This window comes from Lentiprolixibacter aurantiacus (genome assembly GCF_026241225.1).
Lineage (GTDB): Bacteria > Bacteroidota > Bacteroidia > Flavobacteriales > Flavobacteriaceae > Lentiprolixibacter > Lentiprolixibacter aurantiacus.
Genome location: NZ_JAPFQP010000004.1, coordinates 147,585 through 170,844 on the forward strand (window position 1 = coordinate 147,585; position 23,260 = coordinate 170,844).

A 23,260-nucleotide genomic window follows, 5' to 3' on the forward strand; every position below is an offset into this window, starting at 1 on the left:
TAAGAAGTTCCTATTTTACTCCCACTGCAAAATACCCCCCTTTAAGTCGTAAACCTTTTCGAATCCCATGGCAACCAGTTTCCGGGCCGCCTTCTGGCTCCTGTTGCCGGAACGGCAATACAGGTAAACCGGTTTTTGCTTGTCAAATTTTTCAAAAGCCTTCTCAAAAGAACCACCTTTGAAAAAATCGATATTAGCGGCTTTGCCAATATGGCCGGATCTAAATTCCCGTTGAGTCCGGACGTCAACCAATTGAACATTCTTGCCCACAACAGCCTCTTTATAAGACCTGGTGTCCAGGATTTCAATTTTATCAGAATCTACTGACTTTGACTTAAATATAGTACTTAGAAATGACATTATTTTTATTTTTTTAAGACCTGACAGTCGATAAAGAAGGGAAACGACCCAAAGAAATGTGGCCGTTTCCCTAACAACCAACCAAAACAAATTTTATGGTCACTAGAGCAGGGTTGTCGGACAGATATAATCCGTCTTCTCCACGCTAGTTTTCTTAATTTCGTCGAAACCTTCAATGACATCTACAAAATTATCCCAGCCCCTCTGTTTTAGTATAGAGGCGGCAACCATACTGCGGTAACCTCCTGCACAATACAATACAAAGGATTTATCTTTTGGAAACCGGGACAGGTTTTCGTTAATATCATTCAGGGGAACATTTATGGCGTCTACAACATGCTCGGAATCAAACTCGCTCTTCTTCCTGATATCGATAACCACTGGCTTTTCGCGCTTATAGGTTTCCTCAAATTCGTTTACATCGATCCTTCCTACGGTTTCGTATTCCTTTCCTGCTTTTTTCCACGCATCGAACCCGCCTTCAAGGTATCCAATAGTATGGTCGTACCCAACCCTCGAAAGCCGTGTAATTGCCTCTTCTTCCTGTCCGGGGTAGGTTATTAGCAGAATTTGCTGTTTTATATCCGGGATCATTTCCCCCACCCATTGGGCAAAGTTTCCTTTCAGGCCAATATTGATGCTGTTCGGGATAAATCCCCGTGCGAAATCCATGGGCGTCCGCGTATCCAGCATCAGTGCATCGGTTTCATTGGCAGCCACTTCAAATGCCCTGGGCGATAATGGTTTCTCGCCCCGTTCCTTAATCGTGTCCAGGCTTTCGTATCCTTTGATATTCATAAGCACGTTCTGGGGGAAATAGCCCGGCGGACGGGTAAGCCCGGTCAGCAGTTCCTTTATAAATTCGTCCTTGGTCATATCTGCCCTCAGCGCATAGTTCACTTTCTTCTGATGACCCAGCGTATCCGTGGTCTCCTTGCTCATCATCTTACCACAGGCCGAGCCCGCTCCGTGGTTTGGGTATACAATCAGGTGATCATCCAAAGGCATTATTTTATTCCTGAGGGAATCAAAAAGATGCCCGGCCAGCTTTTCCTCGGTCAGTTCGGATACCACATGCTGTGCAAGATCAGGCCTTCCCACATCACCGATAAATAAGGTATCTCCGGTGATTATTCCGTGTTCTTGACCCTTATCGTCTATCAGCAAATAGGTTGTACTTTCCATAGTATGTCCGGGCGTATGGATCACTTTCACCTTGTAATCCCCAACTTCAAATATTTGCCCGTCTTTGGCAACAATGGCCTCATAACCAGGTTTAGCAGTGGGACCAAAAACGATCTGGGCCCCGGTTTTCTTTTTCAGATCCAGATGTCCACTTACGAAATCAGCATGGAAATGGGTTTCAAAAACATACTTGATCTTCGCATTGTCCTTATTGGCCCTGGCGATATAAGGATCTACTTCCCTAAGGGGGTCAAAAATGGCAGCTTCCCCTTTACTTTCCAGATAATAGGCCGCATGAGCGAGACATCCGGTATAGATTTGTTCAACATGCATAATTCGTCAACTAAATGGTTATGAGTTAAAATTAACCCGTATCCGATTTGTAGGCCGTAACAATAGTTACAAAGGTCTGAACGAAACAAATAAAGAACACTGATATTTGTCATGTCGAACACAAATCCAGAGAATAAAAAAGCACCGCATGCCATGCGGTGCTTTTACTAATCTTTAGGAGCGCCAGACTACCTGTCAATTAAATCGGCGGTCTCTTTGATATTGTCCTTTAAGGTATCGGCTATATCCTGGTTTCCATCCTGATCATTGGGGAAAATCTCTATTAATCCGTCCTGATTCCCGTCCACAGCCTGATGCAGGTCAATGGTCGTCAAAGAACTCAGGAACTGAGAGATATCAAATTCCACGGTGAAATTAACCACACCTCCGGCTACTTCCACACCCGTAGTTCTTCCTACATCAAGATTTTCACTGGTATCGTGCCAGAAAACAAATGGAGTGCCATCAATAGTACCTTCGATATAAATGGATTTGTCGTACAGGACATCGTTTGTTGGCAGGTCTTCGTCTTTATGAAATTTGAAACGGAGCTCCTTGTAAAGTCCATCGGGAACAAATGCATCCCCAATAGTTTGAGTAACAGCATCACCATCAGTGAGCAAATCGATCTGGTAGGGTCCCCTGAACTGTATTTCATCGGTATCCAGGCTGCTGTTAGGGTCATCATCGTTTTTAAAAACCACATCCCTGATAGAGATACGGAAATCTGTAAAAACAATGCCTTCGTTAACTTTGCTGGTAAAAGCAGCAGATTTCCCGCTTATCCCGGGGGCATTAACAGAGGCAACTTTGAGTCTAATCCTACTGCCGTCGTTTTCGTCACTGGAACAACTCACCAATAACATGGCAGACAGCAAAAGGGTAAGATAAATTGAATTCTTCATAACTTTAAAATAGGTTAAGTACTTAAGATTGAACATTTTACTAACGAATGATTCCATTCCATATTGCTCGGAATCACATTATTAAAACAATTAACTCCGGAAAACTCCTCAAGAAATCTCAATTTTTTTATGAATCCTCTTTTTTAAGCTTGCAGGTTGAAATTCCAAAAGGGGCATAAAGCGGGCAATAACTAACCAGACTGGTTAACAGGAATACCACTGCCAGGATAAGCAGTACCAGGCCAAGAGTCCCGGTTATTACATCAGTAAAGTAAAGGGCTCCAACTACTACAGCGATGATTGTTCGGATGATTCGGTCTGCAGACCCCATATTTTTTTTCATGATTATAGTTTTTAATTAAACAACAGCTTCACAAGCCAAACCAAACCTGCAATTTCAATGCAAATAATACACGCAATAAGAAATTTTATGGATTTCCAGCTCATGATTTCCTTTTTTGATAAAAATAAAAGGTGTAGTTGGAGTGTGCAGTGACTTAAGTCACCGGTTAAAAACCTGGATAGTATTGCCTATTTGTCTGACCAGGCCTTCCCCTTCCAGTTTTTTCATTACGCGACTGATAACCTCCCGGACAGTTCCCAGTTCACTGGCAAGCTGCTGGTGTGAAATGCGAAGCGGATTTTCTCCCTTTAAACCGGCCTTATCCTTAAGATGCTTATAAAGGCGGGCATCTATTTTTGAAAAAAGTACATGGTGGATTGTATCCAGCAATTCCGCGTATCGGGCTTTATACTGCTGAAAAAAGAAATGATTTCCGTTTGGGTTGTCCTTTACCAGGTTTTGCACTTCGCTTACAGGAATTAACAATACCTCCGTATCTTCCTCGGTAACTGCAAACACTTCGCTGGGTTCATTATTGATACCAGCAGAAAAAGACATGATGCAGCTCTCGTAAGGCCGTATATAATACAATAGCAATTCCCTGTCCTCATGACGTGTAAACACCTTGATGAGCCCACTTTGAACCAGAGGTATAACTTTTACAAACTGTCCTTCACGAAGGATTTCTGTCCCTTCACTGATACTTTTGCGTATGCCTACCTCCTGCATTTTCCTGAATAGTTTGGGAAAGTTTTGTGAAGCTTTATCCGAAGTATCCATTTTGGAAATCCTGCTTTGAGTTTACTAAATATAACAATTAAACTGCCCCGACGTGTTGCCGGGGCAATTAAAGAACCTCTCTCTTTCACAGCGGGTCTCATTCCATAGTTTCAGAAAGGTCCCTAGGTTATGTTCATTGGAGCGTCTTATTTTTCAAATGTAAGCAGGTCAATATCTCCATCTCCTCCGCTTACATGTTTCAGTTCAATTTTGGTGGCAGAATATGAAATAATATTCCAATCCTCAGTTAGTTCGGCAAAGTCCTCCGGGGCAGCAAAGAATATGTTGAAATCAATTTCCCCGGTAGTATTGCCGCCTCCAAAATCTCCAAGAGTACAATTGTTCCTGAATCGCAGGCGATCTTCACCATTTATCCTCAGGTCTACATTAGATTCTCCCTGATATAATTCTATTTCGTGCAAGGTCCAGGTATCCTCAAAATCAGCCAGATCTGTAACCGTTAGTACAACCTGAATGTTGTTTCCGCTTCCGGATGCTGTCCAGCTGCCGTTGTAGCTATCCGTGCTGCTGGTCACCATCAGGGAGCCATCTGCCATAAAGTTGAAAAGATAGCCAGAGTAGTTGTCTTCCAGATTGTTGGTATTCCTTTCCAGTTTTTCCACAAACCAGTCGGAACAGGCGGTTAACACGTCTGTTAGTTGTTCAATAGTACAGGAATCGCAGTCGTGGTCCTGAGAATCCCCACTGGAATCATCGCTATTGTCGTCACTGGTATCATCGTCTATGGTAATAGACCAAGATCCTGTAATGGTGGTCGTACCATTGTCTGCCACCAGGCTTCCATCTGCATTAAAACTAAAACCGTAACCCGAGAAGTCTCCCGTCTCGTTCTTTCCGGAATCAACAAAGTTGGTTATAGTCCAGGGACCTGTTGTAGCCATGTTTGTAATCTCTGCAACATCGGCTTGCAGGCGGGCTAAATCAAGGTCTTCATTATTACTCTCACTCTCCGTTGTACAGGCAGTAAAGGATATTAGTGCCAGAAAAATTCCCAGGCTTAAAATGTTCTTTTTCATGATCTTAAATTATTTATTGTTCTATTGTTTTGTTAATATTAAGGTGTCTGTTGAGCCGTCTCCACCGCTCACACTCGTTAGGTTTACCTGGGTGTCGGTAACCGATACCACATCCCAATCATCATTCAGTTCCTCCAGGGTAATGTCCGTTCCAAAATTCAGGATTAGTTTGTTGCTGGATTCAAGGAAAGACCAGTTGCCAGTGACCGTACTGCCATTACTGGCTTCAACGGAACCACCTGCCTGGAAGTTAAAGTCATAGCCACTGAAACTAGTGGTTTCATCAATACCATCACTAACATAGGACGAGACTATCCAGCTCCCATCTATAAGTATAGCTCCAAGCGTAGAGCCAGTACTACCATCTCCACCTCCAGTGCTACAGGAACTTTCAAATCTCAGGCGGTCATCCCCTACCCGCAAATCAACATCTGTTTCTCCACCGGTTTGGATCTCATGAAGGTTCCATACCGCATTAAAATCTCCTAGATCAGGAATGTCTATTTGAACCGATATGCTATTTGCTGTTCCACTGGCCGACCAGGTACCCGAAAACACATTGGCGCCCTCCGTTGCAGATAAGGTCCCGTCATTTAAAAAATTGAACAGGTAGCCAATATACTGGTCTTCGAGGTTCTGGTCATTGCGCTCCAACTTATCCACCGTCCAGTCTGAGCAACCAGTAAGCACTTGAGAAAGTTGTTCCGTGGTACAGTTATCGCAGTCATCGTCATTATAATCGTTGTCATCGTCCTCATCACAGATGTCTTCGGCATTTTCCAAAATATCTTCCAGATCGTCAAGGTTTGATGCTGCCACTTCTGTGCCGTCAAAAAGAACCACAGTTATGGGGAAATTAATATTTACTACATCAGTCTCATCCAATTCCTCCAGGAAAGCGAAAAGTGTTTCATCATCGCTTATTGTGACGGTATCGATAATTTCATTCTGAGCGTTAAATACAGATGCCGTAACGGGGTATTTTATGTCGGCACATTCAATGTCATCATCATATTCATTCTCACCCGGGCAGGCAGCCACATATGATTCTAACTCCGTAAGGTTGTTAATGGTTATTTCATCAAAATTGCTCAGGATGATAGTGATAGGAAACAAAATTTCCAGGACATCCTCATCGTCTTCCAGCGCATCGAATATTTCTTCTATTATGTCAAAATCATCCTCAGAATCTACCACAATCTCAATACCATTGGCTATTACGGTAACGGGCAACTGTATACTCAGGCAGCTGGCATTGTCTATTATATTATCGTCTGAACCATCTTTCGATGCTGTCCTTGAGAGAAGAGAAGCAACAGCCGAGTTGGCCTTTAAGGTTTCTTCCTGGGGTGCCTCGATAAATTCTGACTCTTCCTGCCTGCAGGAAACATTCAGAAGCACAATCGCTGATAAGAGCAGACCGAGGTTTTTCATAGCTTTTTTCATAGGTTGAAGTTTTAAATTCATGCTGTTTACTTATTAAACAACCCGGACTTGAAAATTCCTGAAAAAATTTGAAGAAAATTCTTTTTATAAATTTGATATAGAAAAACCACACTCTTGGAAAAAGACCTGCTTAAGGAAGTTTGCGAAGAACATATTTACTCCGGCCTCTATGAAAAACTTGCACAGGGGCTCCACGATTTCCTCTACTACAAGTACGGGCAGAACCTAAATCCAGATGATAAAGTTCAGGAGGCTTTCATCAAACTATGGGAAAACTGTAAAAAGGTCAGCCTGGGAAAAGCCAGGTCTTTCCTTTATACCGTGGCCAATAATCTGATGCTTAACGAAATCAAACATCAGAAGGTAGTTTTGAATTACCAAAACCAGAAACCCAGAAATTACACCAGGGAGTCACCGGAATTCCTGATGGAGCAGGATGAGTATTTTAAAAGGTATCAGGAAGTGCTCTCAAAATTAAGCGAAGAACAACGTACGGCTTTTATGCTGAATAAAGTAGAGGGCAAAAAACACGAGGAAATTGCTGAAGTGTTAGGAGTCACAAGGAAAGTCGTGGAATACCGGATATACTCTGCTTTTAAGGTTTTGAGAGAGGAACTTGAAGGATTCCGCATTAAATAATCAGGAAAAATGGAAAGTAAGTTGTTATACAGTAAAGGGAAGTAAAAATGAACAAGGAAGAACTTATTAATAAATGGCTGTCCGGCACCCTTACTCAGGAGGAATCTAGCGCTTTCGAATCACTTGAAGATGCGGCATTTCTAAAGGGTATTGTGGATAATGCCTCAGCTTTTAAGGCTTCCCATTTCTCTTCCCCAGGAGATTACTCTCAATTGAAGGACAGGTTGGGCAAAAAGGATGAATCAAAAGGAAAAATCCGTTGGATTGGGCCCTTGCTCAGAGTTGCCAGTGTAGTACTTATCGGTTTTGTGCTATCCTATTTTCTATGGCCCGGAAGTGTAACTAAAATAGATACCAGAATTGGGGAGCAAACCACCATTACTTTGCCAGATGAATCCAGGGTTACCATAAATGCGGTTTCAGAGCTGGCATTCAACGAAAGAAAATGGGATAAAAACCGTCAGGTTCGATTAATTGGAGAAGCTTTTTTTGATGTTGTTAAAGGAAGCAAGTTCAAAGTCATTACTCCTGAAGGTGAGATTACGGTCCTTGGAACGGAGTTCAATGTTAAGCAAAGAGGTGATTTCTTTGAAGTAAGTTGTTACGAGGGAAAAGTTCAGGTAGTTTCAGGAAACTACAAGGTGATCCTGGAAGTAGGTGATAAATTCAGGTCATCAGGCGGGAAATTCACTACCGGAAAAAATAGCTTCTCAGCTCCTCAATGGACTCAGAATACCAGCACTTTCGAAAGGGTAGCCATTTCCGAGGTATTTACCGAGCTCGAAAGACAATTTGGTATATCGGTCACCTTCGAAAATGTTGACTCTACCCTGCTTTTCACAGGTGGATTTACTCACGGAGATTTGGAAAACGCCCTGAAATCTATAACAGAACCTCTTAATTTGCATTATAGCATCACGGAAACCAACAATGTCAGGGTAATGCCAGGTGAGAAATAAGTTAATTCTTCTTTTTATTGTGCTGCTCATGCCCGTTTGCAACACGCTTTACGGACAGCAAACAGCACAGGATAAACCACTTCTTGAAGTACTTAACATCCTTCAGGAGCGATTCCAGGTACAATTCAATTACGCCTCGGATATTGTAGAGGGAAAACAGGTAATCCTCCCGCAAATATCTGAGGATATAAATGATATCGTCAAGGAATTGCAAAATCAAACCGGACTCAATTTTGAGTTTATTTCGGATAGGATTATCAGTATTCGTGAAAGCGCAGGAATGATTTGCGGTCGCATCCGCGACAAAGACACCGGTAAACCTGTACCATTTACAACTATTCAGGTCGACGGCCAGGGTACGGTAGCAAATGAAGAAGGGTATTTTGAGCTGGCCATTGAAAATTCCTCTCAGCAAATAATACTTCGCCATATTGGCCATAAAACCCTGCGCAGGGAAGCCCGGTTTTTTAACCCAGGTGATTGTGCAATCATTTATCTGGTGCCGGAACAGGAGCAGCTAGCTGAAATTATTTTATCAGATTACCTCATCCGGGGCCTTGATAAGCTGGATAACGGCTCCTTCCAGCTGGATTTTGACAAATTTTCAATACTGCCGGGCCTTGTAGAGGAAGACGTACTCCAATCGGTGCAGGCCCTACCTGGCATACACAGCGTGGATGAAACCGTATCTAACATCAATATTCGTGGGGGTAGCAACGACCAGAACCTGATTATCTGGGACGATATCAAAATGTATCAGTCCGGCCATTTTTTCGGGCTTATTTCTATGTACAACCCTCAGATTACACAACGTGTATCCCTTCAAAAGAACGGAACCTCAGCATCATTAACAGATGGGGTTTCGGGGACCATAGCCATGCAGACAAGACAGAATATAAATCCCGACTTTAAAGGAAGCCTCGGTATCAATCTTATTGATGCCAATGGTTTTGCCGATGTCCCGCTTGGTAAAAATAGCTCCGTACAGTTTGCTGCAAGAAAAGCGATCAGTGATTTTGTAGAAACTCCTACCTATACGGAATATTTTGAACGCATAGCTCAGGATACGGAAATAGAGAGCAATGTAGTTTCTGTTTCCAATTCCAACATCGAATTTGATTTTTACGATGCTTCCATGCGCTTGCTTTTTCAACCGAGCGATAAGGATTTTATCAGGCTCAACTTTATCCATACCGCAAATGAAGTGGTGTTTAATGAAAGTGCCCAGGTAAATAACAGTGAGGAAATCCGTGAGAGCAGTTTAAACCAAAGAAGTATAGCAGGAGGAGTATTCTACAAGCGCCGGTGGAGCCCGGGTCTTAGCACTGAATTATCCGTATACGAAACCGATTATAAACTCAGGGCCATTAATGCCAATATCCTGGACAGCCAGCGATTTTTACAGGAAAACATCATTTCTGAAACAGGAGCCAGATTTCTGGCAAGCTATCAACTCAGAGGTAATTTGGTATGGAGAAATGGATATCATTTCGTTGAGACCAAGATCACCAACCTTGATGATGTTGATAATCCAGTTTTCAGGCGTTTGGTTGGCGAGGTACTGAGAACTCACGGCGTTTTTTCCGAGTTGGGTTGGAAATTACCGGCTACCGGCACTTCTTTAAATGCCGGGATGCGGTTCAACCACCTGGAAAAGTTCAGCAGACAACTGTGGGAACCCAGGTTAAGTTTCAACCAGCGAATAGGAGCTTATATAAACCTGGAAGTGCTCGGAGAATTTAAACATCAGAATACATCGCAGATCATTAATTTTCAAAATGATTTTCTGGGGATAGAAAAGAGGCGGTGGCAGCTTTCTAATAATGAAGATATTCCCATTATCCAAAGCAAACAGGGATCCATCGGGCTGAGTTACAGGAATAACGGCTGGCTAGTAAATACCGTTGGATACCTGAAAAAAGTGGACGGTATAACCACGCAGAGCCAGGGTTTTCAGGATCGTTATGAATTTGTAAGGTCTTCAGGGGAATATGAGGCAAGCGGACTGGAATTACTACTTAGAAAACAACTGTCCAACTGGAATATGTGGATGAGCTATGGGTATCTGGACAGCCAGTACATATTTCCGGAGCTACAGGAACCTGAATTTAGAAGCAATTTTGACATTACCCATGCTTTGTCCTCAGGGTTAACGTTTTCTACGGAGAGTCTCCACCTGGCAGCAGGATTTAACTGGAGAACCGGCAAGCCCTATACACAGCCACAAACTGGAAGTGAAGTAACAGATGGTGAACTGAATTTTGCCGATGTAAATGGGGAACGGGTAGAAGATTATCTCCGGGTTGATATTTCGGCAATTTATAATACTAATTTGGGGAATAATACAGGTCTTCAGGCCGGATTGTCCGTGTGGAACATACTGGACCGTGAAAATACATTAAACACCTACTACCGATTGGATAATCTGGAAAACCCTCAGCAGATAGACCAAAAATCGCTTGGAATTACCCCCAACCTCACCCTAAAGTTTTTGTTTAACTGAGCCAACAGGAAATCTCCCATTCGTAGGGCTGGAATGAGCATTAATTCAAAACCTGTTCCACCTTCCCACAGGTTAGCATCTCGTCCCCGTAGTAGGGATTCCTGATTTTCTCTTCGGCACTCAGCCATATGGCCCCTTTATTATTATTTGCCATAGGGCACTGCTGTACATAGAACGTGCTGTTCAATTGCATATGCGAAGCCAGGGTGATAAGCCGTTCATTAAGATTTACAAAATAAGCGCGCTGCTCCTTTAACCCGGCAGATCCACTGATTTTTTCTATTAACCGAACCGATTCCCTGAAGTATTCCTTTTCCATTTTCCCAAGTGAAGAATCATCCAGGTTGTTCATCTTATTACCCAAGGCAGAGGCTTCCCCGGCAATGGCCCTGGCGTCGCTTGCCACAAAGGCGTCCTTCATCTTCAAATAAGATGGAAGCAGTCCAATAAAACCCTTTTGAAACGATTCTGGCAAATCCATTTCCATACTTTGATCCGGCTGCATTTCGCTATGATGTTCATGACCGGTTACGGAAGAGGCGCCTTCCGGGTTCATCATGCTTTTCTTACCCTGAAGCTGTGCAGCGGCATCTACAGTAAATGTCCCGTTGGTTACCACTTCCTCCCCTGCCTGCAGTCCCGAGGCAATGGTATAGGATTCCCCAATCCGTTCTCCCAGGGTAACGGCCCGCATCTCAAAAACGGGCAGTTCTGCCCTAGCTTTAACGTATACGAGGGAACGTTCCCCGGTCCACATAACTGCAGAAACCGGAACAAAGAGCTTTTGGTCCCCATCGGACTGGACGCCGCTCCTGATTTGGCCATTTACAAACATGCCCGGCTTAAAAAGTCCTTTTTGGTTATTCAATATAGCACGAACAGTAAAGGTCCGGGTGGCATTATCGAGTACAGGAGAAATAAAGGAAACCTGCCCTTCAAAGTTCTGATCCGGGTAGGCCTTTGTGGTAATGGATATTTCCCGGCCTTCCTTGATTTGGGAGATTTGGTTTTCGTAGGCGTCAAATTCGGCCCAGACCGAGCTTAAACTAATTACCCTGGCAATAGGCTGTCCCTGCTTAATATAGTCGCCTTCTGCGCTCATCACTTCCGAAACCGTTCCAGAAACAGTTGCGTAAACCGGAAAGAACTCATGTACCTTGCCTGAGTTCTCGATACCATTTATCTGTTCATCAGTAAGTTTCCAGAACTTAAGTTTATTTCTAACCGCCTGATATAGCTTTGGCTGAGATTCTTTTTGAGAAGCCGCTGTAAGCAATTCCTGTTGTGCGGCCACCAGTTCCGGGGCGAAAATAGTAGCCAAGAGCTGACCTTTCCTTACCTGCTGTCCCTCATAATTCACATTGAGCTTTTCCAGCCTACCATCAAAATAGCTTGCCTGTACGGCCATGGCCTCTTCATTAACCGCTATGGTACCTGATAGCACAATGGCATCCCCGGATCCAAAATCGCCACTACCAACCACCGTGGTTTCCACATTGGCCAAAGCCATTGCGTTTTCTGTCATTGTTATTTGATCTGGCCCTACACCTTCTGATCCTGTTTCTGCAGGGATAAGGTCCATTCCACAAATAGGACAATCCCCGGCTTCGGGCTGCATGATCTGGGGGTGCATGGAGCAGGTCCACATATGATCGGCCGCCTCTGAATTGTGATCATGCGATTGACCTGAAGTACTGCTGGAATCCGAACCGCCAAAAAACAGGTATCCTAGCAAAAGGCCTGCAATTGCCGCGATAATGATATAAAGGGTGTTCTTTCTCATTTCTTTGATTTAAATATTTTTTTAAGATTTACAACCGAAGGGGAACTGATGTACCACAGTACAAATCCACTGAGAACGGTAATCAAACCCAGGAGGGAAAAGGCCCTCAGAACGGTAGTATTGAAGTTATCTCTGCCCTGATAATCCATGGTATGGGTCATCCACAGGAAATCGAATATACGCCAGTTTCGGTGCCTTACCGTCTGGAACTTTCCATCCCTGGAAGACACGTAGGCTTTCAGGTTTTCATTGCCCTTATAGGTGATCACATAGGCCGGAAGTAACTTTTCCCGGTATTCGTGGTGTTTGTCTGCCTCTTCTATCAAGGTTACATGGGCTACTTCCAGGTCACTTTTCATGTTTTGGGCTGCAACATACAAGGCTTCTTCCTCATTGATAGCTTTTTTGGGGCTTCCATCCAGGGCATTGAAAAGTTGTTTTCCATTGATCCAGTAGTATGGCGTTTTGCTGATATCCCGAATTTCCACAGACCGTATGCCCTCTTTTACCTTAAGCATATCAGGGGCGATTAAGCCTGAAAATGCCCTGGGTTGCTGCCCGAGGTTTTTAAAGTGGTCTCCGTGAATTTCATCTAAATTGGTCCAGCTGAAATACATTCCACTCGATGTCCACAACAGAAACTGAATCCCTAAAAAGATACCCAGGTACCTGTGGGATTTCCGAATCCATTTTGCTGTAATCCTGTTCGCCATATCGCCTATATTTTTACAGATCTTAACCTCAACGCATTGGTAATCACGGATACAGAACTAAAACTCATAGCCAAAGCCGCGATCATTGGGGACAGCAATATCCCAAAGACGGGGTACAGCACTCCCGCTGCCACGGGAACTCCCAGGGTATTATATATCAAGGCGAAAAAGAGGTTCTGCTTAATATTTTTCATGACCGCCTCACTGAGTTTCCTCGCCTTTACAATGCCTAGTAAGTCCCCTTTAACCAGAGTTATAGCCGCGCTTTCAATAGCTACGTCTGTGCCGGTCCCCATGGCTATGCCTACATCGCTTTTAGCCAAAGCAGGTGAATCGTTAATTCCATCACCGGCCATGGCTACCACATTACCTTGTGACTGCAGCCTTTCCACTTCTTTCAGTTTATCCTCTGGTAGCATGCCCGCCCTGAAATCGGCTAAGCCAAGTTCACTGGCCACTGATTTCGCAGTGTCGTAATTATCGCCTGTCAGCATTACAACATCAATTCCTTTGGCTTGTAATTCCCTGATAGCATTAGCGCTGCTCGCTTTTATTCTATCTCCAATTACCATATAACCTTCTAGAATGCCCTCTACTGAGAGGAAGGAAACGGTCTTCCCCTGCTTTTGGAAACGCTTTGCTTCCGCCTTCATAACATCAGCTACCGGAGTCAGGGCATAATCCATCATTTTAAGGTTGCCCAGGGCCAGTTTTTTACCGTCAACAGTGCCCTCAACCCCTTTTCCGGTTACTGCACTGAAATTGTCCACTTTTTTTACCCCTATCTTTTTTTCCTTACCGTGGGCTACTGCGGCTTCCGCCAGGGGATGCTCGCTGTTGCTGTTCAGTGCAACGATCAGTTCCAGTATTTCATTTTTGGTATAGTTATTCCCGAATGACCCAATGTGTTCCACAGCGGGTTTTCCTTCTGTAATAGTACCCGTCTTGTCAACAATAAGCGTATTAATTTTATACATCTTTTCAAGGGCTTCGGCATTCTTGATCAGCACTCCGTTCTGGGCACCTTTCCCTACCCCAACCATCACGGACATGGGAGTCGCGAGGCCCAGGGCACAAGGACAGGCAATGATTAAAACGGCAATGGCATTGACCAGTGCGTAAACGTAGGCCGGATCAGGACCCCAAATAGCCCAGACTCCGAAGGTCACCAAAGCAACAAGTACCACAATAGGAACAAAATAGGCTGAAACCGTATCGGCCAGCTTCTGAATTGGAGCTCGACTCCGACTGGCCTCGTTGACCATTGAAATTATCTGGGAAAGAAGCGTATCGCTACCTACTTTTTCTGCCTGCATTAAAAAGGTTCGGTTTCCATTAATGGTTCCGCTGCTCACCTGGTCTCCGACATTTTTGGTCACGGGTAACGGTTCTCCTGTGATCATGGATTCATCAATGGCGCTCTCGCCTTCTGTGATCACCCCATCTACAGGAATCCTGTCTCCCGGTTTAACCCTGAGGATATTTCCAATTTCTATCGCATCAATACCTACCACCTCTTCTTCACCATCTACTACCCTGATCGCCTTATTAGGCGCCAGTTTCAACAACTCCTTAATTGCAGAATTGGTCTTGCTGTGAGCCCGGGCTTCCAGGAGCTGACCCAGAAGCACAAGCGTGAGGATTACCACTGCTGCCTCAAAATAGACATGCACTGTTCCGGATTCTGTTTTAAACTGATCCGGGAATACATCTGGCAAAATAAGGGCTACCACGCTAAACATCCAGGCGATACCAGAACCAATGCCTATAAGGGTAAACATATTCAGGTTCCAAAACCTGATGCTTCGGTAGGCCCGTTCAAAGAACATCCAGGTAGCCCAGAATACGACGGGCAGGGATAAGGCAAACTGTACCCAGTTCCAGGCATATTGACCCATAACTTCGAAAAGGGGGTTAGGATGCAGCATCTCGCTCATGGCGATCAGGAAGACCGGTAGTGTAAATGCCAGGGCTACCCGGAACTTTTTAAGGAGCTTTCGGTAGGCCTTTTCCTCGGCAGAGAGATCAGCTTCCAAAGGTACAAGGTCCATCCCGCACATGGGGCAACTGCCAGGCCCATCCTGAATTACTTCAGGATGCATCGGGCAGGTCCACTGGCTGGTGGAAGCAACGGACAAATTTTGCTCCTCCACCAGGTCCATACCGCATACAGCACAGTCTCCCGGCTTGTCATAGGTTTTATCGCCTTCACACTGCATGGGACAATAAAAAACACCTGTCCCCTGCCCCACGGGTTTTATTTTATGTTCCTTTTTTGGATGATCATGCTCACCGGGAGGGTGAATGCTATAACGGCCCCCATCATTTTCCAAGGCTTTTTGGAACGTTTCCAGGGGTATATGGGTTTGCATTTCGATGGTTGCCTGCGCCTTTTGCAAATCAACCGAGGCCCGGGCTACTCCTTCGACATTCGACAGGGTAGCTTCCACGTGCATTCGGCATCCGTTGCAGGACATTCCGTGTATATGGTAGGTGTGTTTCATTATTTTATTTTACTCATGAGTATGTCCGTCCTTTACATGCTCTTCATTGGCTACATATGCCATTCCGCATTTCGGACAATTGCCTTTTTCTTCACTTCCACTTCCCTCGCAATGCATAGGACAAACATAGGCCGAAGTATACTCCTTCCCCAGTTCCTCCACATTTTCTGTTTGATCCGTTGCGGCTTCATTCTTGTTTTCTGTTTTTCCTTTACAGGATGCTGCAAATAGAAGTCCCGCCAAACAAACAGCAACTGTGATAGATTTGAATTTTGTGTTCATAGTTTTGAAAATTACATTTTAATTAAATAATTGATAATGGCAGATTGTGTAAAATACTTCTGCACGGATTGTATCTGATTCATCTGAAATTTTAACTGCATCTCCTGTATGTCCAGCACTTCTTTAAAATCAATAGTGCCTGTCTCATAACTTTTGATGAGGATTTGCTCTGCGTCTTTGGCCTGTTTAATGTTCTTGAGCTGGGTATTGTAGGCGATGCGTGCTTCATTCCGTTGTGAAAGGGCATTTTCCAATGTGGCATCCAGCATATTCAAACGTTCCTGTTTTTGATACTGGATTTCCTGTTTACGCAGTTCATTCTGTTTGGTCCTGGAATCATAGCGCGGGTTAAAAACGGGAATTGACAGGGAGACCATGGGCATAACAATGTCCTTGCCATTATCGCTAAAGACCAGGTCGGGCCGTTCCTGAACGGGAACATAATCCAGCCCTAACCCGAGCATGGGAGCCCTTTCCTTCTGGTTCACCAATTCTGATTGCACCACCGATTCATAAAGGCGGTCGAACTTTAACAACTCAGGATTTAACTGCAGGCTGTCTGCTATTACCGGATCTGTTTCCGGTATATATATTTCAGGAAACAGTTGAACAGTTGCACTGCCTTCTCTGTTAAGGAGGGCATTAAATTTTGACTGTGCTGCTTTAAACTGTTGCTCTAAAATGTCTTTTTGCTGATGCAATTCATTCTGTCTGATCTGCAGGCGCAAAACATCAACTGCACTAGCCTTGCCTACCTCAACTGCGTTCAATGCAAGATCTTCATAGCTTTCCAGGAGCCGTAAATTCTCTTCCAGCACCTTCTGCCTGGCCTGATTGCTATTGAGGTCATAATAAGATTGAGCAACCTGCAGGCCCAGTTTTCTACGGGCAATAATATAGTCCATATAATCAGATGCTGCCCTGGAAGATGCATATTCCTGCCTTGTTCCAACCGTTCCAAACCAGGGTAACATCTGTCTGGCCGAAAACCGGGCGCGCTGCGCCCCGGTCCGCGTTTCCGGTTCGCTGGCAAAGTACCCGACGCTAATTTCCGTATTGGGAAGCCAGGCCGCTTCATTTACCATTTCCTCTGCCAGATTATAGCGCACCTCATAGGCTTTGATGTTGGGGTTATTGACCAGCGCCTGAGCGATATACTCCTGCAATTGCTGGGCATTACCAGCAATAAAGGTTAGTAGCAGGATAAATGTTAATTGAAAGGTCTTCATTTGGCAGTACGTTTAAGTTGAACTTCCTTTTTCCAGCCGTATAGCACAGGTACTACAAATAGGGTAATAAGTGCGATGAGCATCCCCCCGAAACTTGGAATAGCCATTGGGATCATGATATCACTTCCCCTTCCTGTGGAGGTCAGGATAGGAAGCAAGGCCAGGATGGTGGTGGCCGTGGTCATCAGGCAGGGCCTAATGCGCTTCACTCCAGCTTCAATTACAGATTCCCGAACCGAATTCAGGTCTCCGGGCTGGTTTCGCTCAAAAGTCTGGGTGAGATAAGTGGCCATGACCACTCCGTCATCTGTGGCAATACCGAAAAGAGCAATGAAGCCAACCCAGACCGCCACACTCAGGTTAATGGTATGCATCTGGAACAAATCGCGCATGTTCTCCCCAAACAGGCTGAAATTCAGGAACCAGTCCTGCCCATACAGCCAGATCATGAGGAATCCCCCGGCAAAAGCCACCGCAATACCCGTAAATACCATTAGGGAAGTAGACACGCTCCTGAACTGGAAATAAAGGATGAGGAAAATGATGAGTAGTGCCAGAGGAACTACTACAGAGAGGGTCTTTTCGGCCCGAATCTGGTTTTCATAAGTACCTGTAAAAGTATAGCTTACCCCTTTGGGAATAATCAATTCACCTTGTTCTATCTTCGCCTGAATTGCTTGCTGGGCGTTTTCAACAACATCTACTTCGGCATAACCGTCCATTTTATCAAATAGGACATAGCCCACCAAAAAAGTATCCTCACTTTTTATTACCTGGGGCCCGCGTTCGTAACGTATGCTTACCAATTCCCCTAGAGGAACCGGCTGCCCTCCGGAAACGGGAACATAGATGTTCTCCAAATCTTCCGGGTTATCGCGCAGTTCCCTGGGATATCGAACACGTACAGCATAACGCTCCCGTCCCTCCACGGTCTGGGTTAGTGGCATACCGCCCACTGCAACAGAAAGAACCTCCTGTACAGTTTCAACAGTAATTCCGTAGCGTGCAAGCCTCTGCCGATCTATATCAATAAGCAAATAAGGTTTTCCCACGATTCTATCCGCAAAAACAGCCTCAGCCTTAACACCCCGGGCAGTCTTCAGGATTTCTTCCAACTGCATGCCGAATGCTTCTATTTGCCTGAGGTCCTGCCCCTTGACCTTGATCCCCATCGGGGCACGCATCCCGGTTTGCAGCATTACAAGTCGGGTTTCAATAGGTTGCAGTTTGGGAGCGGAGGTTACCCCGGGCAAGCGGGTTACCCTGACAATTTCCTTCCAGATATCGTCGGGCGACTTGATTTTGGGTCGCCAGTTTCGAAAATACTCGCCGGTTTCGTCCGCTATCAACAGATCCCGGTCTATACGGTAGGGATTTTCCTGAGAATTTTCGGAACTCTCCGACCCGAGGTTTGGATTGGCAAGCAGCCTGCCGTCTTTGAGGATAAACAATCCGTCCTCGTTGATTTTATAGCGCTGTGGATCTCCGTCCGCGTTCAACTGGTACTCCGACCTATATTGTATAACATTTTCATACATGGAGAGGGGTGCGGGGTCAAGTGCAGATTCTGTGCGACCCGCTTTTCCCACTACAGTTTCAACTTCAGGTATGCCCGCAACAGCCATATCGAGTTGCTGCAAAACACGCTTGTTCTCCTCAACCCCTGAATGTGGCATAGAGGTTGGCATAAGCAGGAAGGATCCCTCATTCAAAGGAGGCATGAATTCCTTCCCAGTGTTCTTCATAATCAATATTCCAGAAACTACAATGGCAACAGGAATGGAAATAAAAAGCAAACGATTTTCCATAGCCCACCGCAGGATGTGGGTATAGTATTTTCGGAACACCCAGAATGTACCCAATAAACCAGAACCAATAAGCCCAACAAAAAGGAGGTTGATGAACATGCCCCGGTCAAAGCCCAGGGGCCTCCAGTGAACGGACAGCAGGAGCAGGATGGCAGCGGCAGAAACCAGCAGATTACCCATGTTTTGCTGTTTATGAGTAAGCTTTCCCCTTAAAGACAGTATGGTTAGCGTGCCATAAGCAACCAGCAGCAATCCAAGCCAGTACCCGAAAATGACAGCTGTTATGCCCAGAACAATGAGCGAACTGTTGATAATGTATCTCACCGTATCCTTTATGGTTTGTTTCCTGAACAAATAAGCGGCAAAGGGAGGGATCAGCAAAAGCGATATAATAATGGAGGCGGTTAGTGCCATAGTCTTAGTAAAGGCCAGGGGCCGGAAGAGTTTGCCCTCGGCCCCAATCATTGTAAACACGGGGAGGAAACTGATGATAGTGGTGAGCACAGCCGTCAAGATGGCCCCTGATACTTCCGCAGTGGCATTGTATACCACCGTATTTACGGGGAGTTGCTCTTTGGCTGAAAGCAATTTGTTTTCATCCAGGTGGCGGATAATATTTTCCGACAGGATGACGCCAACATCGACCATGGTCCCAATGGCAATAGCAATTCCGGAAAGTGCAACGATATTCGCATCTACCCCGAATAGTTTCATGGAAATAAATACCATTAAAACGGCAACAGGCAATAGTCCTGAAATTAAAATTGACGCCCGAAGATTAAATACCATGACGATTATTACCAGCACGGTAATTAAAATTTCCATGGTAAGGGCATGGTTGAGGGTGCCAAGGGTTTCCTGTATGAGTTCGGTCCGGTCGTAAAAGGGAACAATGGTCAATTGGGAAGTCCGTCCATCTGCCAGCTTTTTGGATGGCAGTCCGGTCGATAATTCGTTTATCTTGTCTTTGACATTATTGATTACCTCCATTGGATTTGACCCGTATCGGGCAACCACCACGCCCCCAACTACCTCAGCTCCCTCCTTGTCCAGTATACCCCGGCGTGCTGCAGGCCCAAGGTTTACCCGGGCCACGTCCTTAACACGGATGGCCGTAAATCCGGTAGATTTGACTACGGCCTCCTCGATATCTGTAATGGATTTGATATATCCCAACCCCCGGACTAAATATTCTGCCTGGTTAATTTCAAGGGTTTGCGCCCCAATATCCCGGTTAGATCTTCTGGCAGCATTTACAATCTCATGGAGGCTCACCTTATACTGTCTCATCAACTCCGGATCCACATCAACCTGGTATTCCCGAACAAAACCTCCAATGGATGCTACTTCGGATACGCCATTGGCAGAAGAGAGGGCATATTTCACATAGTAATCCTGTACACTTCGCAGTTCGTGGAGGTCCCAACCACCGGTAACGTTGCCCTTTTCATCACGCCCTTCCAGGGTATACCAAAAAATCTGTCCAAGGGCGGTAGCATCCGGTCCCAGGGAAGGGCTGACCCCATCGGGCAATAGTCCCGATGGCAGGGCATTCAACTTCTCCAGGATTCGACTGCGGGACCAGTAAAACTCTACATCCTCCTCAAAAATGAGGTAGATGCTCGAAAACCCAAACATTGATGAACTGCGAACGGTTTTCACTCCTGGAATTCCCAGAAGTGAGGTCGTTAAGGGGTAGGTAATCTGATCTTCAATATCCTGGGGAGACCTTCCTTCCCATCTGGTGAAGACGATCTGTTGATTTTCCCCTATATCGGGAATAGCGTCAACAGCAACGGGATCTTCAGGCAAAAAAGGAATATCCCACTTAAAAGGTGCATTGACAATTCCCCAGCCCATGAAAAGCAGCAGCAACAGCGCTGCTACCAGTTTGTTGTGAATCAGAAATTTTATTGATTTATTGAGCATATTATTTGATTATGGTATAATGAAATCCGTGTTGCATACAACACAAAGTGCCCGTATCCACAATGGATCGGGAGCTATACATTATCCGATAATCAAATAAGGAAAGTCTCGTACAATACCTGTATATCCTGCACCAGGATGGGCGGCGGATAGCCGTCAAAAGGTATTCTATTCTCCTCCGCGGGCTGGAGCAGATCAATGAAGGTATAGGCATATGCCACAATGAAAACCTGCTGGTTAAGGGTTAGCTGGTCAAAATTCATTTTGAGCTCATCCTGTCCCTCAAAGGTGATTTCCACATCTGTACAGCAGCGCATTTTCTTCATGCTTTCGCATGCGCTGCTATCTTCAGGCATCAATGATTTCATAAGGCAATTATCTGCCTGATCAAGGCTAAAATCGACCAGGGTACGGCCACAATAGTGCATATCCACCGTAAATGAAAGGGTGGAAAATAAGACCACTAAAGCCAAGCAAACAGCTCCAAATTTGTGCAATGCCGCCTTCATACAGAAACAAAACTACAAAATATTCCTATTTATTGTTTTGATTAACAAAAGATTGACGGAATAAATAGCTCTGAAAAGTCCAGAAACGAAGCGCATAAGGTTTTCCCGCCTCGTTCAAATAAAATGGACCCCAGGGTATGGTACAATCAGGAGTAAATGAGTTAATCCGTTCCGGAATATCCCTATTTATCTCGCATAATTCAGGGGTTCGAGAGGAACAAATCCTGAAATAAATGCCTATTTTTAAATTAAAATCAATCTGCATGGGGGACATCCAAACAGAATTAATATCCACACTGGTCCTGATAATCCTGACCTTTTTGGTTATTTCCATCACCAGGAGGGCAATCAGGCGTTTTGGAAAACTTGTTGAGATTGATGTCAACAAAAGAAAGGTGATTTTTTACCTGAGTTACCTGATCATTTACTTTCTGGCCCTTACCGTACTTTCCATCATCTGGGGGGTAAACCTCAAGGATTTTGTAGTATTTATTTCCTCCATACTGGCTGTACTGGGGGTCGCTTTTGTGGCACAATGGTCTATTTTATCAAACCTCACGGCCAGTGTTATCCTGTTTTTCAGTCATCCCCTGCGCCTGGGCGACAGGATCCGGGTATTGGACAAGGATTTCGACTGGACCGGTGAGATAGAAGATATAAGTGCATTTTACCTTTTTATGAAGACTGATGATGGAAGGAAAATTACCATTCCCACTAATCTTGTCATACAAAAAGGCATCGAAATTTTAGAACCAGATGGCAGCAAAGAAAAAGATTAAAACGCCTCCCCGCATCAGAAAAAAACGACTGAGTGCTAAGGCTACCATCGGGCAGGTGCCGGGAGTTCCTGTTTATGTAGGGCATAAAACAGAAAGTGAACTCAGCATCGAGGTCATTGAATATAACAAGGGAATGCTTGAGGAAAGGCATTTAAGCAGCATCGAAGAGGCCTATCCCTTTGTAGAATCAGAACCTGTCAGCTGGATCAACATCAATGGCCTTAGTCATACTTCGGTAATTGAAAAAATAGGGAAACGTTACGGTATTCACCCCCTTGTGGTTGAAGATATCGTGAACACCCAGCAACGCCCTAAAGTCGAAGAGTTTCAGGACCATCTTTTTGTGGTTGTTAAAATGCTACATATGGATGAGGAGAAGGGTTTAATTGTAGAACATCTTAGCCTGGTTCTCGGAAGCCATTATGTAATTTCCTTTCAGGAGGCAGAAGGAGATGTCTTTGACCCGGTCAGGACACGTCTTCGGGGAGATAAGGGCGTAATCCGATCTATGCGTTCGGATTATTTGCTGTATGCGTTAATGGATGCCGTGGTAGATTATTATTTCCACCTTCTTGATGAAATAGGCAACCGCATAGAATCCTTAGAAGATCAGCTATTTGAAGACCAGACCAGTGAGGAAATGCCCACAGAAATCCAATCACTTAAAAGAGAAATCCTGCGGATAAGAAGAGCTATATCCCCTTTGCGGGAAATCGTATCCCGAATTGAGAAAAGTGGTCACCCTAATATTTCTGAAAAAATTATGCTCTACCTCAGTGACTTACAGGATCATATTATACAGGTCTCAGAGAGTATAGAAATTTACCGGGAAATGACCTGGAGTTTAATGGACATGTATATGACAGCCATCAGCAATAAGATGAATACCATCATGAAAGTCCTGACTATAATTGCCACCATTTTTATACCGCTTACCTTTATTGCTGGTATTTACGGGATGAACTTTGAATACATCCCGGAATTGAAATACCGAAATGGCTATTTTATTTTGCTAGGTATTATGCTTCTGATATTTTTAGCAATGCTATACTACTTCAGAAGAAAAAAGTGGCTGTAGCTGCAAAAAGAAGATTATTCCTTATCAGCAACTAAGTTATAGGCTTTTAACATCTGGGGATAAGGTCCCCCTCCCCTTGAATAAAGGTATTCCTTCTTACCGCACAAATGAACCAGTATGCTTCCGTTCAATTTAAAAATGGCAACTGATTTGCAG

The 23,260-nt window shown here is 44.6% G+C and carries 19 protein-coding genes; 5 read left to right on the plus strand and 14 right to left on the minus strand.

Annotation, left to right across the window (positions count from 1 at the left end; genetic code table 11):
- Positions 1–15: 15 nt before the first annotated feature.
- From OO016_RS12000 to OO016_RS12030, 7 genes are all read right to left on the minus strand, one after another.
- Positions 16–360 carry a rhodanese-like domain-containing protein gene (locus OO016_RS12000; protein ID WP_266014280.1) on the minus strand — a complete coding sequence of 115 codons (345 nt, stop codon included), beginning with the start codon at positions 358–360 and terminating at the stop codon, positions 16–18.
- 102 nt (positions 361–462) lie between these two features.
- Positions 463–1,878 carry an MBL fold metallo-hydrolase gene (locus OO016_RS12005; protein WP_266014283.1) on the minus strand — a complete coding sequence of 472 codons (1,416 nt, stop codon included), beginning with the start codon at positions 1,876–1,878 and terminating at the stop codon, positions 463–465.
- A 188-nt stretch (positions 1,879–2,066) separates the two neighbouring features.
- Positions 2,067–2,783 (minus strand): DUF4382 domain-containing protein, encoded by a 717-nt coding sequence (locus OO016_RS12010; protein WP_266014287.1) that lies wholly within the window; start codon positions 2,781–2,783, stop codon positions 2,067–2,069.
- Between the two features lie 127 nt (positions 2,784–2,910).
- Positions 2,911–3,126 (minus strand): YgaP family membrane protein, encoded by a 216-nt coding sequence (locus OO016_RS12015; protein ID WP_266014290.1) that lies wholly within the window; start codon positions 3,124–3,126, stop codon positions 2,911–2,913.
- 159 nt (positions 3,127–3,285) lie between these two features.
- Positions 3,286–3,906, minus strand: coding sequence for a Crp/Fnr family transcriptional regulator (locus tag OO016_RS12020; RefSeq protein WP_266014293.1), 621 nt, complete (start codon positions 3,904–3,906; stop codon positions 3,286–3,288).
- Positions 3,907–4,052: 146 nt separating this feature from the next.
- The gene (locus OO016_RS12025; protein WP_266014296.1) at positions 4,053–4,943 is read right to left on the minus strand and encodes a hypothetical protein; all 891 of its coding nucleotides are present in this window, start codon (positions 4,941–4,943) and stop codon (positions 4,053–4,055) included.
- A gap of 21 nt (positions 4,944–4,964) precedes the next feature.
- A complete protein-coding gene (locus OO016_RS12030; protein ID WP_266014299.1) occupies positions 4,965–6,389 on the minus strand; it encodes a hypothetical protein in 1,425 nt (474 codons plus the stop codon).
- 114 nt (positions 6,390–6,503) lie between these two features.
- Here OO016_RS12030 and OO016_RS12035 point away from each other — a divergent pair, with 114 nt between their 5' ends.
- From OO016_RS12035 to OO016_RS12045, 3 genes are read left to right on the plus strand one after another with little or no spacing between them, the layout of a single operon-like run.
- Positions 6,504–7,028, plus strand: coding sequence for an RNA polymerase sigma factor (locus tag OO016_RS12035; protein ID WP_266014303.1), 525 nt, complete (start codon positions 6,504–6,506; stop codon positions 7,026–7,028).
- Between the two features lie 47 nt (positions 7,029–7,075).
- Positions 7,076–7,987: a FecR family protein gene (locus OO016_RS12040; RefSeq protein WP_266014305.1), complete on the plus strand. Its 912-nt coding sequence runs from the start codon at positions 7,076–7,078 to the stop codon at positions 7,985–7,987.
- The gene (locus tag OO016_RS12045) at positions 7,977–10,490 is read left to right on the plus strand and encodes a TonB-dependent receptor (RefSeq protein WP_266014308.1); all 2,514 of its coding nucleotides are present in this window, start codon (positions 7,977–7,979) and stop codon (positions 10,488–10,490) included. The genes OO016_RS12040 and OO016_RS12045 overlap by 11 nt, the downstream gene beginning before the upstream one ends.
- Before the next feature lie 40 nt (positions 10,491–10,530).
- Here the strand turns inward: OO016_RS12045 and OO016_RS12050 are convergent, their stop codons facing one another.
- From OO016_RS12050 to OO016_RS12080, 7 genes are all read right to left on the minus strand, one after another.
- On the minus strand, positions 10,531–12,273 hold the full coding sequence (locus OO016_RS12050) for an efflux RND transporter periplasmic adaptor subunit (protein ID WP_266014311.1): 1,743 nt from the start codon (positions 12,271–12,273) through the stop codon (positions 10,531–10,533).
- Positions 12,270–12,986 (minus strand): hypothetical protein, encoded by a 717-nt coding sequence (locus OO016_RS12055; protein ID WP_266014314.1) that lies wholly within the window; start codon positions 12,984–12,986, stop codon positions 12,270–12,272. The genes OO016_RS12050 and OO016_RS12055 overlap by 4 nt, the downstream gene beginning before the upstream one ends.
- A gap of 5 nt (positions 12,987–12,991) precedes the next feature.
- Complete coding sequence (locus OO016_RS12060; RefSeq protein WP_266014317.1) at positions 12,992–15,490, minus strand: heavy metal translocating P-type ATPase; 2,499 nt, start codon at positions 15,488–15,490, stop codon at positions 12,992–12,994.
- Positions 15,491–15,499: 9 nt separating this feature from the next.
- Entirely contained in the window at positions 15,500–15,772 is a 273-nt protein-coding gene (locus OO016_RS12065; RefSeq protein WP_266014320.1) for a heavy metal-binding domain-containing protein, read from the minus strand.
- An 11-nt stretch (positions 15,773–15,783) separates the two neighbouring features.
- Positions 15,784–17,001, minus strand: coding sequence for a TolC family protein (locus OO016_RS12070; protein ID WP_266014324.1), 1,218 nt, complete (start codon positions 16,999–17,001; stop codon positions 15,784–15,786).
- Positions 16,998–20,738 carry an efflux RND transporter permease subunit gene (locus tag OO016_RS12075; RefSeq protein ID WP_266014327.1) on the minus strand — a complete coding sequence of 1,247 codons (3,741 nt, stop codon included), beginning with the start codon at positions 20,736–20,738 and terminating at the stop codon, positions 16,998–17,000. The genes OO016_RS12070 and OO016_RS12075 overlap by 4 nt, the downstream gene beginning before the upstream one ends.
- 92 nt (positions 20,739–20,830) lie before the next feature.
- Positions 20,831–21,247: an HYC_CC_PP family protein gene (locus OO016_RS12080; protein WP_439649333.1), complete on the minus strand. Its 417-nt coding sequence runs from the start codon at positions 21,245–21,247 to the stop codon at positions 20,831–20,833.
- Positions 21,248–21,510: 263 nt separating this feature from the next.
- Here OO016_RS12080 and OO016_RS12085 point away from each other — a divergent pair, with 263 nt between their 5' ends.
- A complete protein-coding gene (locus tag OO016_RS12085; protein ID WP_266014329.1) occupies positions 21,511–22,026 on the plus strand; it encodes a mechanosensitive ion channel domain-containing protein in 516 nt (171 codons plus the stop codon).
- Positions 22,004–23,104, plus strand: coding sequence for a magnesium/cobalt transporter CorA (gene corA / locus OO016_RS12090; protein WP_266014333.1), 1,101 nt, complete (start codon positions 22,004–22,006; stop codon positions 23,102–23,104). The genes OO016_RS12085 and corA overlap by 23 nt, the downstream gene beginning before the upstream one ends.
- Positions 23,105–23,260 lie beyond the last annotated feature (156 nt).